Annotated in this window: 11 protein-coding genes and 1 pseudogene; 8 read left to right on the forward strand and 4 right to left on the reverse strand. The window is 66.6% G+C overall.

From position 1 onward, the window contains the following. Positions 1–186 precede the first annotated feature (186 nt). Entirely contained in the window at positions 187–375 is a 189-nt protein-coding gene (locus DKT69_RS38110) for a hypothetical protein (protein WP_161557754.1), read from the forward strand. A gap of 348 nt (positions 376–723) precedes the next feature. Here the strand turns inward: DKT69_RS38110 and DKT69_RS39395 are convergent, their stop codons facing one another. From DKT69_RS39395 to DKT69_RS02105, 3 genes are all read right to left on the reverse strand, one after another. Then, positions 724–1032 carry a hypothetical protein gene (locus DKT69_RS39395; RefSeq protein WP_236647285.1) on the reverse strand — a complete coding sequence of 103 codons (309 nt, stop codon included), beginning with the start codon at positions 1030–1032 and terminating at the stop codon, positions 724–726. 190 nt (positions 1033–1222) lie between these two features. Next, the gene (locus tag DKT69_RS37605; protein ID WP_438361793.1) at positions 1223–1501 is read right to left on the reverse strand and encodes a DUF6966 domain-containing protein; all 279 of its coding nucleotides are present in this window, start codon (positions 1499–1501) and stop codon (positions 1223–1225) included. 275 nt (positions 1502–1776) lie between these two features. After that, the gene (locus tag DKT69_RS02105; RefSeq protein ID WP_109799913.1) at positions 1777–1992 is read right to left on the reverse strand and encodes a hypothetical protein; all 216 of its coding nucleotides are present in this window, start codon (positions 1990–1992) and stop codon (positions 1777–1779) included. Positions 1993–2236: 244 nt separating this feature from the next. Here DKT69_RS02105 and DKT69_RS02110 point away from each other — a divergent pair, with 244 nt between their 5' ends. Next, positions 2237–2572: a hypothetical protein gene (locus tag DKT69_RS02110; protein WP_109799914.1), complete on the forward strand. Its 336-nt coding sequence runs from the start codon at positions 2237–2239 to the stop codon at positions 2570–2572. Positions 2573–3030: 458 nt separating this feature from the next. Here the strand turns inward: DKT69_RS02110 and DKT69_RS02115 are convergent. After that, positions 3031–3854 (reverse strand): annotated as a pseudogene (locus DKT69_RS02115) (IS5 family transposase). A 968-nt stretch (positions 3855–4822) separates the two neighbouring features. On the opposite strand from DKT69_RS02115, the gene DKT69_RS02120 reads away from it, so the two are divergent. The 6 genes from DKT69_RS02120 to DKT69_RS02145 all read left to right on the forward strand — a co-directional run bounded on the left by DKT69_RS02120 (position 4823) and on the right by DKT69_RS02145 (position 14374). Then, a complete protein-coding gene (locus DKT69_RS02120) occupies positions 4823–6028 on the forward strand; it encodes a low temperature requirement protein A (RefSeq protein ID WP_236647286.1) in 1206 nt (401 codons plus the stop codon). Between the two features lie 599 nt (positions 6029–6627). After that, positions 6628–8196, forward strand: a complete 1569-nt coding sequence (locus DKT69_RS02125) for a replication initiator (protein WP_109799917.1) — start codon at positions 6628–6630, stop codon at positions 8194–8196. Continuing rightward, on the forward strand, positions 8193–8390 hold the full coding sequence (locus DKT69_RS02130; RefSeq protein WP_109799918.1) for an excisionase family DNA-binding protein: 198 nt from the start codon (positions 8193–8195) through the stop codon (positions 8388–8390). The genes DKT69_RS02125 and DKT69_RS02130 overlap by 4 nt, the downstream gene beginning before the upstream one ends. Then, positions 8390–9610: a tyrosine-type recombinase/integrase gene (locus DKT69_RS02135; protein WP_109799919.1), complete on the forward strand. Its 1221-nt coding sequence runs from the start codon at positions 8390–8392 to the stop codon at positions 9608–9610. The genes DKT69_RS02130 and DKT69_RS02135 overlap by 1 nt, the downstream gene beginning before the upstream one ends. A gap of 284 nt (positions 9611–9894) precedes the next feature. Continuing rightward, complete coding sequence (locus tag DKT69_RS39400; protein ID WP_236647287.1) at positions 9895–10080, forward strand: recombinase family protein; 186 nt, start codon at positions 9895–9897, stop codon at positions 10078–10080. A 610-nt stretch (positions 10081–10690) separates the two neighbouring features. Next, the gene (locus DKT69_RS02145) at positions 10691–14374 is read left to right on the forward strand and encodes a hypothetical protein (protein ID WP_146230967.1); all 3684 of its coding nucleotides are present in this window, start codon (positions 10691–10693) and stop codon (positions 14372–14374) included. Positions 14375–14477: the final 103 nt, after the last annotated feature.

Consider the following 14477-nt stretch of genomic DNA (forward strand, 5'->3'; position numbering starts at 1 on the left):
CGCCACCCTGCGTTCCTACCTGTCCACCGCCGCCAAACACGGCCTCGACGCCCTCGACGTGCTCAAACAACTGTTCACCACTGGACCATGGCTGCCCCAGGCCGTCACCTCAAGCTGAATATGTACCTGACGCCAGCCTAGAGACCACCAGTCACGTCCGAATTTTTGCCATTTGTGCTGTCGAAGGTGGCAGCCGAGAATCAGGCCAGCCGAGTTGTTGCGGCAGAACTCAACGCCGCCACCGCGCTTCCGGTTGATCGCCCCGCAGTAGACCGGAGCTTGGAAGAGGACGAAGACGAGCAGAAGGCCGACGAGGACCGCGTAGATGCCGGGACCGAACGCGTTGCTACCGAGGGACAACAGGAGCACAGCTAGGACGCCATAACCCCAGTACTGCCAAAGCTTCGACTCGCCGCGAGATGCCATGGTTGCGAAGAGTACCGATGCGAACGCGAAACGTGAAGATCTTCTCGCCTGTCAACCTCCGGCGGCCGGGCGTCCCTCGCTGCCCCATGCTGACCGCTGCATCGGGCACGCTGCGGGCACGGGATTTGAGGTCGACGAGGTCGCATGGCGTTGATCAAGTGCCCCGACTCCTTGACCCCCAGGCAACGATCAGGGTGTCTCTACCTGCGCCGACCTGGGCCAGACCCTGGCGCTGGTGTCCGTTGTCGTCCACAGATGTCCAGCCCGGTACACCCCGATCGTCACCCGGTTAGTCACTCAGCCGCCGGCTTCGACTTCGGCTGGCCGTAGTCTCACCTGCCAGTTGTGAGAGGCATGGCTGACCACGACCGCATCGAGGTAGACGCCAACAGCTGGAAGCTCGCTGCCGCGCGGGAGCGTGGTTATCTCCACCAGGCCCAGCGCATCCGGCTGAGCCTCGATCTCGACGAAGACGCCGAACGGCATCGCCGCGAGGACCCGCGCCCGGACTCGTTCACCCACAGGCAGTACCGACTTGATCTTTGGCCATGAGCGCTTTGCTCGCTCCACTCTGCCGTCGAGCAAGCTCCAAGTGTTGGGGCTCATGGTCACTCATCCTCGCACGGTCAGTTTGGAAGGTGCCTAGCATCAGCTTGGGAATCGGATTGATCTACACGGTGGGTAGCCGTATGGCCTGGCTGGATGAGCACGGAGCGTTCAGGTTGAGGCTGTCTATGTGCCGCTGTTGGCCGGTGTTGACCGTTGGATCGTGCATGGATCGGGCACGCTCGAATGGTCATTGCTGCCGAGACTTCTGAATGTCGACCTTGAGCTGAGCCGCCAGGCTGTAACACAGCCCTCGGAGTTCCTCGATCCGCTCGTAGACGGCTCGCCCTCGATCCGGCGACAGCGACCCGCTCCAGTTGATCGACAGATCGTTGATGCTTCCCATGCCGCCGTATGCGTCCAGCCAGTAATCGAGGCCAGCCGCATCCCGAGCATCCAAGCGGGTAAGCGCTCGATCCGCCCACTGTGCCCAGTGCTCGTTGTAATGCCGGCGTAGCAGGTCGCGCAGCTCGACGAGCGCGGACCGGAATCACCGAAGGTTCCAATCGATACGCGACTGCAGCACCTTGACCACGGCCGGCCTCCTCATGTGGCGCTTTATGTAATCCGAGCGCTGCCTAGACATTGTCCTCGTCGACCTGGCACAAGCGCCTCCCGCGACCCGGTGACCCCTCGTTTGTAAGTTCTAGGCGCGTCGTCCGGCGGCGTCCCGGACCGTCTCCCGCCTCGGCCGACCGTCCGTGCGACGCCGGCCTTGGTCGTCTTCATCCGGGCCGGTTGCTGTCACCGCTGCTGTCGATGACGCAGCGCGGCCCAGCAGAGGAACGCGCCCCCCATCACAGAGAAGGTCTCCCCGAGGCCCCATGACGCCGGGCTCCCTCTGAACGGATGGTCGCCCACCCAAACCTCGATCATGAGGACACCCAAGCCGAAGACCAGGAACCACGCACCCAACTGAGCAACCTGCTTGGAAGTCGGCCGCACGCCGGTCTTGGTCATGCAGTCATGGAAGCACGCCTACCGACTGCCGACCATCCCCCGGTCTCCCGGCCCGATGGTCATACGTTGAAGCGGAAGAGTGGCCTGCCCATGACCTGCTAAGACGTGCCTACAGCGCTGGCCAGGATCGTCCTGGGGCTCACGTCGTTGGTCGCTCCTTGACGTCATTTCACGCTGTCTTGTGCCCCCTGTGTGCCCCAGCCCGTCGGCGAAGCTGCCACAGGCTTCGGGCGACAATGGCCACATGCTCACCTACGTCCGTTGGTACTGGCCGGATGACGACCGTTGGAGCTACGACGAGCTGGACGCCGATCGGTGGGCGCTGCGTCACGTTGAGCTGCGTGGATCGGGCGGGGTCTTCTTGGCGGCGGCGTCGCTTGCAGAGGTGCTCATCGCTCGTGACTCAGGGACCGTGGGCGCGGTAGCCGAGTACGAACGCCGGTACGGGGTTGTGCCGGAGGCCCCGTTTCCTCCACCCGGCTCCGCGTTGGAACCTGCCTTGGAAAGCCTGTCCCCCAGGGAGTTCGAGCACCTGTGGCGGGATGCTCGTCGGCAACTGGAACAGCAGACCGGTGCCTGACTCGTTCGTCCCGAAAGAATGATCAGCCGTCGATGAGCTGGGCGAGTAGCCGGGGCGAGCTGCCGGAACAGTCCACCATCGTCCGTGGGCGTCCGGCGTCAGTCGCCCCGGTCGTCACCCAGTTGGTCACCCAGCCCGAGGGTCAGACGTTGAAGCGGAACTCCGAGCCGCGATCGGCCCACCAGCGGGAATGGTGCTCGACCGATGCTCACACGGCCTCCGAGCTTGCCGTCGCTGGTCAATCGTCGACAACATTTGACGGTGTCTTGTGCCCCCTGTGTGCCCCACCGCCGGGCCGCCTCCTGACCTTGAGGCTCAAGGTTGTGGGCGTGTTCTGCAGTCGCCACGGAGTTCCTTTCAACGCGCAGATGAGGCTGACATGGGGTCGACGAATCCAGGGCAGACGCGCCTTTCCACCGGGGACAGGCTTCTTGTGGGCGTGGCGGCCTTTAGAGGTCCTAACAAAGTCGTACGACGTGTCGGTACGTGATGATGCAGGTCGCGAGGCTGAGGAAGGCTTCGTGGATGTCGTCGCGGCGTTCCCACCGGATGCGGAGTCGCTTCATGCCGTGGTACCAGGCGATCGTTCGCTCGATCACCCACCGGTAGACGCCCAGCCCGGAGCCGTGTGGTGTGCCGCGGCGGGCGATCCGCGGGCGGATGCCCTTGGCCCGTACCGCTTTGCGGTACTTGTCGTGGTCGTAGGCCCGGTCGGCGAACAGTTCGTCGGGGCGCCGGCGGGGCCGGCCTCGCCGGCCGCGGACCGGTGGGACCTTGTCGATCAGCGGCAGCAGTTGGGTGACGTCATTACGGTTGCCGCCGGTCAGCGACGCGCACAGGGGGATGCCGGCGCCCTCGGTCAGGACGTGGTGCTTCGAGCCCGCTCGGACGCGGTCGACCGGGCTCGGTCCGCTTTTGGGCCGCGTCTAGCGGCACGGACGTGGGAGGAGTCGATGACCGCCCGGGACCAGTCCAGCTTTCCCGCGGCCTGCAGCTCGGCGAGCAGTAGTTCGTGCAGCTGCTGCCATACCCCGGCCCGGTTCCACTCCTCGAGCCGCCGCCAGCAGGTCATCCCGGACCCGAACCCGAGCTCCTGGGGCAGGAACTCCCACTGGATGCCGGTGTGCAGCACGAACAGGATCCCGGACAACACCTGCCGATCCGGGATCCGTTTCCGTCCCGGACGCCGGGGATCGCGGAGCACAGGCTTGGGCAGCAACGGCTCGATGCGCTGCCACAACCCGTCCGGCACGATCCACGGCGGCTGCTCACCACGCCTCACGGCCAGACATCGTAAATCACTGTCCGCAAAGGACGGAAGAGGCGTAGATCACTTCTGTTAGGAACTCTTACAGCAGGGCTCGTCGGAGGCTTCGCCCGCTGGATGCTCGACCTGGATGAACGGCTCGGCTTCTGGCTCACCACCCTGTTCTATGCCACGTTTGTCGGCTTGTCGGCTCTCGCCGTTGGCCTTGTGTTGTTGCGCCGAAGGTGACCGTTAGGTCGTCGCCCCCGGGGTCTTGACCTCTGTGACGGGCACGCATCGGGCACGCCCGGACACTGCGCGCTGTTGCCATCCCATCGCCGTCGACCCGCCCGTCTGGAGAGCGGGCCGCCGCCCGACCCGCCACGTCAAGCGGACCTTGACGCCCGTTCGGACGCTGGCGGGTCGGGCGGCGGTCTGCTCGGCTCGCCCGGGTCGATGGCAGGCGGGATGGCTCTGCGCAACCACCCACGGACGGCGACCCGCCGACGGAGCCCCGGCCATCCTGGAGCCGGAGCGCCCCCGCCGGAGGCGCAGTAACCGCAACCCCGCGACCGCCGCCAGCTCGCCGACGCGGCCGGCGTGCGCTCCCCTACGCCGCGCGGGCTCGTGGCCGCGCGGCCCGGCCGGCTGCCGGCCCACCATCTCACCGTCAACGGCCTGTCGTTCTGCGGCGGCCCTCCGGGCTTCCCGCTCTCCGGCCAGCCACCGGGCGTCAGGCGTGACGGCCGCAGAGCGACAGCGGCAGCGGCCGGCGCGCGCCCAGGCGGCGGCGCGTGCGGCCCGTTGCGGGCCGCCTTGATAGACGTACAGAAAGTCCTCCCACACCGGCCGGCAGCCGGCTGTCCGGTCTCGGGACCTGCGTGACAGATCAATCTCGGGACGTGGGTGACACTCCGCCTGTAGAACGCCGCCACTCGACCCGGGCCAGGGCAGCACATCCGCATCCACCAGAGCCCGCAGCGTGGTACTGCTTCAAAGCGACAATGACGGCAGAAGCGGGCGAGCCTATGGCGACCAGTAGGGCGGGCGGGCTGCTGCGGAGACCCGGGCAGCCGCAGCAGGCAACGTACCTGGAACTGTTCTTCGACCTGGTGTTCGTCCTCGCGCTCTTCCGGCTCACGCAGGGGCTGCTCCAGAATCTGACGTGGATCGGCACCTTCCAGACGCTGGTGTTGCTGCTGGCCCTGTGGTGGGTCTGGTCCCGCGTTGCGGGGACAACCGACAGGTTCGATCCGCAACAACCGCTGATACAGCTGCTGGTCATCGCGTCCATGCTTGGCATCCTGGTGATCGCCGCCGCGACGCCGGAGGCGTTCGGCAAGCGAGGCCTATTCTTCGCGGGCCCGTACGTCGCCATTCGGATTGGCGCCAGCGTCGTCCTCGTGCTCCTGCTGCGCGGCCACCAGGCGCAGCGCGCCTTCCTGCGGCAATTCTTCTGGTACGGCGTGTCCGCCGTGCCATGGATCGCGGGAGCCGTCGCGCACGATACGGCGCGTCTGGCGCTGTGGACGCTGGCGGTGGCCGTCGACTACACGGCGACCGCACTCCGCTTGCCCACACCCGGGTTGGGTCGCCTTGCGCGATCGGAGCTTGCGATCCTGGGCGAGCACTTGTCCGAGCGCTTCCGGCAGTTCTTCATCATTGCGCTCGGCGAGTTGATCCTGGTCACGGGTCTGGCGTTCGGCACCAGTGGCTTCGGGGCCGAGCACAGCGTCGCAGCCTTGGTGTATTTCACTACCACCGTGCTGCTGTGGCGAATCTATGTCTACCGCGCTGGGCAGCTGCTGGCGGAAGCCATCGCGGCCGCCCCCGATCCGCTCCGCCTCAGCATCTCGGCAACCTACTCCCACCCGATCATGGTGGCCGGTGTCGTCATCACCGCCAACTGCGTCGATCACGTCCTCGCCCACCCGTTCGGACATGCAGAGCCGATCTGGATCGCCATGATCCTCGGTGGACCCGCGCTGTTCCTGGCCGGGCGCGGCATCTTCGAGTACGCGGTCTTCGCCCGCGTGTCCCGCAACCGGCTGATCGGTGTCCTGGTCCTCGCCGCCCTCTCACCGGCGATGATCCGGGCGCCGCGGCTGGTGATCGCCATCGCCGCTGCTCTCGTCCTGGCCGCGATCGCCCTATCCGATGCAGCCCGCGCCCGAGGACGCCCACCCGAGCCGCCGTCACCGCCCCGCTAGCCGGAAGTGTCACCCACGTTCCGAGACTCCTCTGTCACGAACGTCCTGAGACCTGGCACGGCCGGCAGCCGGCCGTCCCGCCTCGGCCTGAGAGGTCACGGCGGGTTGACGTGTCGGTACCCGGTGCTACTCTGGCGCTCGTCGAGCACGCCAGCGCGGCCTTCCTGCCGGATCCCTGGACTCGACATCGGAGATGCCGAGCGGCCTTCCTGCCGCTGATGCGGGCCACGTCCCGTCGGCTCTCGATCGCACCGGCCGCTGCGCCGGTCCACTGAATCCGCTGAGCGGCCCAGCACGGCCTTCCCTGCCGTCCACGATGGCCCGGATTCGCTCACCTCCACCGGTGGGGGCAGCCTGCGGCCACCGCCGGATGCCGACATCCCAGGCTCCCCACCCGTGCCGGCCCTCATCAACGAGCCCACGCGCGCGAAAGGACACAACTTATCGGCGGGAAGTGGCAAGACCACGATTCCGCCCTCCGGCGTCAGCCGCCCTCTCGGCGGTGCCAGGAGACACGACGAACACCACCAGCGGACTCCCGTCCACGGCTGGTGGTGCTTCGTCTCTCGTCCCTGCCACCCCCTGATGAGGAGACAGTCGTGTCCACCCCGCTCACCCTGTACCGGCCCGGCCTCGCCGTCGGCCGTTACACCCAGGCCATGCACCGCGCCGCCACGCCGGAGTTCTCCGGCTGGCTGGAGCACACCCGCCCCGCCGGCGGCTGTGCCCGCCCGATCCGCCTCACCGGCACGATCGCCGCCGTCGACGCCGGCACCGGCCGCATCACCAGCCGGCTGCACACCGACGAGCTGCCCGACCGCACGCTCTACAAGGCGTGCGGCAACCGCCGCGAATCGCACTGCCCGGACTGCGCCTGGGTCTACCAGGGCGACGCCTATCAGCTCGTTCGCTGCGGCCTGACCGGCGGCAAGGGCGTCCCCGCCTCGGTCGGCCGGCACCCAGTCGTCTTCGCCACCTTCACCGCCCCCTCGTTCGGCGCGGTCCACCACCGGCACGTCCCCCGCCACACCTGCCGCAGCCGGCAGCGCTGCGACTGCCGACCGGCACCCTGCCGCGCCCGAAGTAACGCCGGCACCTGCAAGCACGGGCAGCCAGCGGCGTGCTTCGCCCGGCACGACGCCGACGATCCGCGGCTCGGCCGGCCGTTGTGCCTGGACTGCTACGACCACGACCACCAGGTCGTCTGGAACTACTTCTCCGGCGAGCTGTGGCGGCGCACCAAGCAGGCCATCGAACGCCACCTCGCCGCACTCTGCCGGAAGCGCGGCATTCCGCTCGTTCGGGTCCTCACCTCCTCCGGCAAGGTCCGGTGGGTGCCGCCCGTGCGGGTGTCGCACGGCAAGGTCGCCGAGATGCAGTGCCGGGCAGCGGTGCACTTTCACTGTCTGCTGCGACTGGACGGCGTCGACCCCGACGACCCGGACGTCCTCGTGCCACCGCCGGCCGGCATCACCGTCGACGACCTAGAGGAAGCCGTCCACGCCGCCGCTCGCCAGATCACTGTCACCACACCCCGGCACCCCGACCGACCCGAAGGCTGGGTGGTCGCCTGGGGCGAGCAGGTCGACGTCCGCCGGATCAACAGCGCCGGCGGCGAGCTGACGGACGGCAAGGTGGCCGCCTACCTGGCCAAGTACGCCACCAAGGCCACCGAAGCCACCGGCCATCAGTTCACCCGGTTCACCCCCGCCACGATCGACGACTACGCCGACCCGGAAGGCGACCACCTCGCCCGCCTCATCGACGCCTGCTGGCACCTCGGCAGGCCCACCGGCACCGATACCGCCAGCGGCGCCGCAACAGGCGACGACCGTCAAGACAGCCTTGACACCAAACTCAGCGCCTACGCCGGGCTGCGCCGTTGGGCCCACATGCTCGGCTTCGGCGGCCACTTCCTCACCAAGGCCCGCCGCTACTCCGTCACCTTCCGCCTGCTCCGCGACACCCGCGCCACCTACCGCCGCACCGAAGACGACGAACCCGCCGACACCATCACCGTCGGCACACTCACCTACTCCGGCTCAGGCTGGCTGACCGAAGGTGACGCGCTGCTCGCCAACACCGCCGCCAGGCAGCGACGCGAGAGCAGGCGCATCGGCCGGGAAGAACTCGCCCACGAAGCCTGGCGCACCGGGGCCGCCGCATGAGCCGAAACCTCACCCCGCGCTGGTACTCCCCCGCCGAGGTCGCCGTCCTGCTCGGCTTCGGCATCTCCAAGGTCAAGATGAAGATCGCCACCGGCGAGCTGCGCTCCATCAAGGACGGCAAGTACCGCCGCATCCTGCCCGAATGGGTCGACGACTACATCCGCGAAAAGGTCGAACGCCAGGAGGCCGCCTGATGCCCGCCCGCGCACGAGCCAACGGCGAAGGATCGATCTTCCCGTACCGGAACGGCTTCGCCGCCTACGTCTGGGTCGAGAAGCCCGACGGCAGGCGCACCCGCAAGTACGTCTACGGCAAGACCCGCGAGGCCGTCCACGACAAGTGGATCAAGCTGCACCAGCAGGCGAAGCAGGGACCGGTGGCGACCAGCGTCCCCACGGTCGGCAGCTTCCTCACCTACTGGCTGACCGAGATCATCCAACCGAACCGAGCACCCTTGACCTACGCGACCTACGAAACGTTCGTCCGCCGCTACATCTCCCCCGGTCTCGGCGCAAAGCGGCTCGACCGCCTCCAATCCCGCGACGTGCAGACGTGGATCAACCAGGTGGCCCGCACCTGCCAGTGCTGCGCACAGGGCAAGGACGCCGCACGCCGGAAGGAGAAGCGTCGCTGCTGTGCGGTTGGTCGCTGCTGCCAGGCTCTCCCGTCCACTCGGACGGTCAGCGACATCCGGGCCGCGCTGCGGGCCGCCCTCACCCACGCCCAGGCCGAAGACCTCATCACCAAGAACCCGGCCGTGCCGGTCACCCTCGCCACGGCCCGCCGCCGCCGGGGCAAGTCGTGGTCGAGCGACGAGGCGCGCAAGTTCCTTGAATCTGCCCGCGCCGACGAGGACCCGCTCTACGCCGCCTACGCCCTGGTCCTCGTCGTCGGCCTCCGCAAGGGCGAGGCGCTGGGGCTCACCTGGGAGGACGTCGACCTCGACGCCGGAGACCTGACCATCGGCCGCCAACTGCAACGCGTACGCGGCCAGCTCCTGCACCGCGACACCAAGACCCAGGCGTCCGATGCCACCCTCCCCCTGCCCGACATCTGCCTGACGGCGCTCAAGCTACGAAGCGAACAACGCGACGAGGCACGAGCAGCCGCCGGCAACGCGTGGCACGAAACCGGCCTCCTATTCACCACCCGCTATGGCACACCGATCGAGCCGCGCAACTTCCAGCGCTCCTGGCAGACAAGGTGCGAGAAGGCCAACGTCAAGCCGATCACCGTCCACGACGCCAGGCGCACCTGCGCCACGCTGCTCGCCGACCTCGACGTCCACCCCAGAGTCGCCATGCAGGTGCTGAGGCACGCCCGCTTCTCCGTGAACATGGAGATCTACACCCAGGTCTCGTCCAAGGCGACGCGGGAAGCACTCAAGCGCCTCGGCGATTCCCTCGGCCATTGAAGCACCGCTGCTGTACTTAACTGCTGTACGCAAGCAGAAAGGCCACCTCCCGAACCCGGGAAGTGGCCTTTGACCCGCGTGGACCATTCTTGGCAGAATCCGAACCATATTCCAGCAGCTCAGGGGCCGATCGTGACGGTTTCACCGGTACGTAGGCGGATCGTCTGACACGGCCAGCCGACCTGAGCGCCGGAGGGCAGCCGTTTGATCCACCACACGCCCGCTGGAGTCGCCGAACGCACCGGCTCGAACCGGACCCGGAAACGGCGCCGCACGTGGAGTGGATGTTCGCCCAACGCCTTACCGGCCGCAGTGTCGCCGCGATTGCCCGGGACCTCAACCAGCGGCAAATCCCCTGCCCGTCCCGCGCCGACCCCGACCGCAACCCACACCGCACCGGCCACCGATGGACGCTACGCACCGTCGCGGCGATCCTCGCCAACCGCCGCTACACCGGCCGGCAGGTGTAGAACCGGCAACGCACCGACCGCGGCCCGCCGGATGAGGCAGGCGACCTGCTCGCCCCGGACGGACGTTCGCCGCTGGAACGCGACACAACAATGGGTGATCTCCGCGACCCGCGCTCATCCAGCGCTGGTCAGCGAGCAAGACTTCGTCGCCGCGCAACAGGTCAACGCCGTCCCGCCCCCGACGACCGCCGCGCCCGCCGCTACCCGCTGAGCCAAGATCACAGCGAGTTAGCCAACAGAGTCCGCCAAGGTCAAGCAACCGCCCGCTACAGCGAAATGGCCAACAGAGTCCTTGCAGTGGCCCTGAGGTGAGCCCTGCTCTGATCCGCACGGCGATAGCTCGCTGCCCGATGTGGTACAACCGAAAGCTCAAGTTTCTCCGCACACCAGTCACCGGCGACCGTCGGGGATCCCTGGTGGCCAGCAGAAACGACATCCTCAACGTGGAGGCTTCGTGTCAGGGAGATTGACTTCACGGCAGCCGCGAAAGGCGAACACGCCAGGACCGGCTTCCGCTCCCAGTTCTTCGATGCCGCCACCCAAAAAGCCACCGTCCACGCTCGGAGACCTGCACGCGTCACTACGCACAGGGGCAGCCACGGTCGCGGGCGTGACGTTCCAAGTTGCTGTCTCGGCGATGCTTCTCGCTGCGGGCCTCAGCGACCCAGAGCTGCCGGTGGTGTCAGTAATGCCGGAACGCCTCGAAGACATCGATTGCCATCTCGCTGATGGGACGGTGCTGTTAGTCCAGGCCAAGGAGCATGGGGTCGCCGCGAGAGCCACTGCGGCCGCAGCTCTCGCCGACATCCTCACCCATGCAGCCAACGCAGTTCGACTCACCGCCGATAGCGGGACCACAGTTCGGCTGGCAATCGTTACCAACGGCAAGTTCGGCAGCGGACTGCCCGCAACGGGCTGGTCCACCACGCTCGCAGATGCGCTGGCGGTCGACTCTGGCTTGCGGGAGGTACTGAAGGAAATCGGAGAAGCCCTCAAAGCAAAGCTTCGCGAGGCTCGACTCGACCACATCGACCCGATGGCGATCCTGTCTCGAACGCACCTGGTCGCAATTGATTACGATCTCGGTGCTCACACGCGACGCCTACTCGAAACCGGCCTAGGTCTGCAGCCAGCTGTGGCCGACATCGTTCGCAGATCTCTCCTGGTCGATCTAGGGAACCTCGCTGCAGCTCAGCGTGAGGCATCGATCGGTACGGCTGGTGCGCGGACACTGACTGACCTAAGGGCCAACGCCAACCGAGTGGTAGAGGTCGTTGATCTAGACGGCCTGGACGAGGCGATCGTCCATGGTGTCTGCGAGCCTGTCGACTTCATGATCCCTTCACCAGACAGTCTGGCGGACTTCTTCGCCGGCGTGTCCGTCAAGCCCGGTCACGTTGTCGCCGGTTTGGACGTGGTCCGGCACGCGGAGACCATCGCGATTCTCAACGGCTTGAACGATCGACGTGAGGTCGTCATCGCCGGGCCGAGCGGCGCCGGGAAGTCATGCTTGCTCTGGCGTGCGGCCCGCCTGCTAGAGCACGGACCACAGCTAATCCGGATCAAGTCCGTCGCAGACCAAGCCGAGTCTGCGATGCTGCTGCGTCATGTCCGTCGGATGATGCCGGACTACCGACTCCGAGTTGTTGTCTGTGTCGACGACTTGGGCACGCCAGCCATGGCGGCATGGCCGGGTTGCCGTGACGAACTCCTCCAGATTCCCGGCGTAAGCGTCATCGGCGCTGTACGGCTCGACAACGCGGCGCCGGGCGTGACCGGAAACGCCGTCCTCGTCGACCCGCGGCTAACTGACACCTCAGCGAGCGACATCTACGACGCGATGGCGAAATCCGGGATACCGACCGCGTTGGCAAAAGAGGAAGCCCTCGCTGGCGCCAACGGCCTGCTCATGGAATTCATCGCACTGACAACCACAGGGCAGAGAATCCGGGCCATCCTTAGCCAGCAGGTAGCGAAGCTGTCCCAACCGGGCACGCGGTTGGCTCAGCGTTTACTGCGACTGATTTGCGCCTCCCATACGATCGGATTCACGCTCCGAGCGGACACCCTCGCCCAAGCGTTGAGCAAGGATGAGGAGGACGTCCAAGATGCCCTGCGAGTGCTGCAAGGTGAGCACCTCGCGCTGAGCACGGATCAGGTCACCTGGCAGGGCGTACATGATCTGCGGGCAGAGATTCTGCTTGAGCTACTCCATACACCTCCACCGCCGATACTGGCCGAAACATATGCCCAGGCGATACGGATGCTGCCACCAGCCGCGCAGGCCCAAGCGCTCAGACGCGCAGCTAACCGGATAGCGTCCGATGTGAGACGCAACCGATCAAGCCTTGCAGCGGCTGACCTGCTCGCCGAGATCGAATCTGCGATGAAACCATTCGCGCATTACGTCGCCGGTGAACTCGAGGCCCTGGCTGCGGATCGGCCCGACCGAGCCCGCATCGCGGCTGGGCTATTGGAGTCAGCCGACCGGCTCGACGTGCTGGCCTATGTCCACGCGGTGCTGCCGCTAGTTCAACGTCAAGCCCCGCCGACGGCAGACGTGTACAACCTGCTGTGGCTGAGCTATACCTCGCGGTCAGGCGCGGGTCCAGATCTGCCAGGCTTTGAACCCGTGCGCCGGTTGGGCGCACAGATGCCAGAGCCAAGCCGGAATGCGACGCGGAAGGCGTCGCTGGCACTGCCCAGCGAGCGTCTATTTATGATGCTGTCAACGACAGATACCTCGACAGCGGTACGCCTGGCCGAAGCAGCGGAAGGGCTGATTTCGCTCACGGGCGAGCAGGCGTCTGGAGTGTTCCACGCTCATGTTCCAGCCATACCCGTTCCCGCAGGCGACGGCTTCGAAATCGACAGTGCAACGCTTCGCGGTCGGCTCATCGCCACCCTCGCCGCGCTCTCACAAGTCTCCGGACCTGCTGTTGGGGAGCTGTTCGGCGCGATCGAGGAACGCGCCGCCGATGCCGTCGCTCACGATGCATACGGCGCCACGACAACTGTCGAGTACATCGACGCTGCGGAGCTGCCTGCCGCTATCGGCACCTTGGCACGCGGGACCACCTTCGAGCCCGGTCGGGCATGCGTGATCCGTGCGGTCCAATTCATGCGAAACGATCTTGTACTGGCTGACGACGGCTCGATCCAGACGGATGACAGCGCCGAGTCACCAGGGGCACAGCTGGTCGCGGTTGCGCGCAGGCTGTTCGATGCGTGCCCCGAGGCGGACTTGCTCCGGCTGGAGTTGTGGCAGGCAAGTCAGAAGCCTCCAATCGTTGATGGGATCAAGAACCTGCGGGCTGGCGCACTGCCTCGAAATGCGGCGACTCGCGGGAACGTCACCCTCCAGGCCGTCGCCTCGGAGTCTTTGAGCGCCGAGAGTTGGACCGCACGCTGCCGCGCTCAGGCGATCGTCGCCGCTGAGATCGTTTCGTTGATAACGGATATTCCCGGACGCCTCGGTTCACATGACAACCTGAGGCGACGGGCTGACTGGATGAGGCGTGTCGACGCCGCAGCAGCGGCCGTTGCCGCACTCCCTCTGCGGCCACCGGAACCGATGCAGGTACTCGGAGCAGCCGCAGCGGCCTCGCTCGCCGTAACGGGTGCTGCCATCGACGAGGCGAGTCGCGCCGCAAAGAGCGCCGACCGATCGCGCGCGTCACTTGCCGAGCTTGCCGGGAGCCTGCAGCAGCTAAGTTCGGCACTCAACGGCGACGGCAGCGTACGCACAGTCGGATTCCGATTCTTCAACTGTCTTTCTGGAATCGAGCGCGCGCTGAGCGACGGCACACCACTTCTGTCAGGGGTAGGGGAAACGTTCCCGCGCGTTCTCGGTCCGATAGTGAGCACTGTCGCCAACCTGCTGATCGCGGCTGACGACTCGCAAGCCAGTCAAGCGCTCCGTCGCGGAACCAAGGACATGACGAAACTGCAGGCGGCCGTCGATGGCGATACTGAAGTCGCCGTAACGAAGACCCAGAGCGCAGTCCGTGAGTATCTTGACGTCCATGGCGTCACCGTGACAGCAATGTCCGCCATACCGGACGACGAGCCGCTCACACCATGGATGTCGCGAAAAGTCGTAGCAGCCGTCGATGCCGCGCACTGGGACGCGGCACACGCCGCTCTATACGAGTGGATACCAGACGATCGCCGTGACGCCGGTGTCCAGACCCGGGTGATGGTCATCTGCGCGGCGAACGGGAGGCTTGTCCCCGTCGGGATCACCCTCACTGCGTCGTCCGGCACTGCCCCAATGCCGCGTAGCCTAAGTTGATCATGGTGTTGGGTGGGTATCCGGGGGTCTGCGGCGTGGCGGGATGACGCCGATGGTCCTGACCGTTTTGATCACGGGTCATGGCGGCGGATGTGGTGGGTCG

It is taken from the genome of Micromonospora sicca (assembly GCF_003172935.1).
Classification (GTDB): Bacteria; Actinomycetota; Actinomycetes; order Mycobacteriales; family Micromonosporaceae; genus Micromonospora; species Micromonospora sicca.

What these genes read in the sequence shown, in the direction of transcription:
- DKT69_RS02110 (WP_109799914.1), top strand. Translation starts at nt 2,237, where the DNA reads ATGCTCACCTACGTCCGTTGGTACTGGCCGGATGACGACCGTTGGAGC.
- DKT69_RS02120 (WP_236647286.1), top strand. Translation starts at nt 4,823, where the DNA reads ATGACGGCAGAAGCGGGCGAGCCTATGGCGACCAGTAGGGCGGGCGGG.
- DKT69_RS02105 (WP_109799913.1), bottom strand. Translation starts at nt 1,992, where the DNA reads ATGACCAAGACCGGCGTGCGGCCGACTTCCAAGCAGGTTGCTCAGTTG.
- DKT69_RS02135 (WP_109799919.1), top strand. Translation starts at nt 8,390, where the DNA reads ATGCCCGCCCGCGCACGAGCCAACGGCGAAGGATCGATCTTCCCGTAC.
- DKT69_RS39395 (WP_236647285.1), bottom strand. Translation starts at nt 1,032, where the DNA reads ATGAGCCCCAACACTTGGAGCTTGCTCGACGGCAGAGTGGAGCGAGCA.
- DKT69_RS39400 (WP_236647287.1), top strand. Translation starts at nt 9,895, where the DNA reads ATGTTCGCCCAACGCCTTACCGGCCGCAGTGTCGCCGCGATTGCCCGG.
- DKT69_RS02130 (WP_109799918.1), top strand. Translation starts at nt 8,193, where the DNA reads ATGAGCCGAAACCTCACCCCGCGCTGGTACTCCCCCGCCGAGGTCGCC.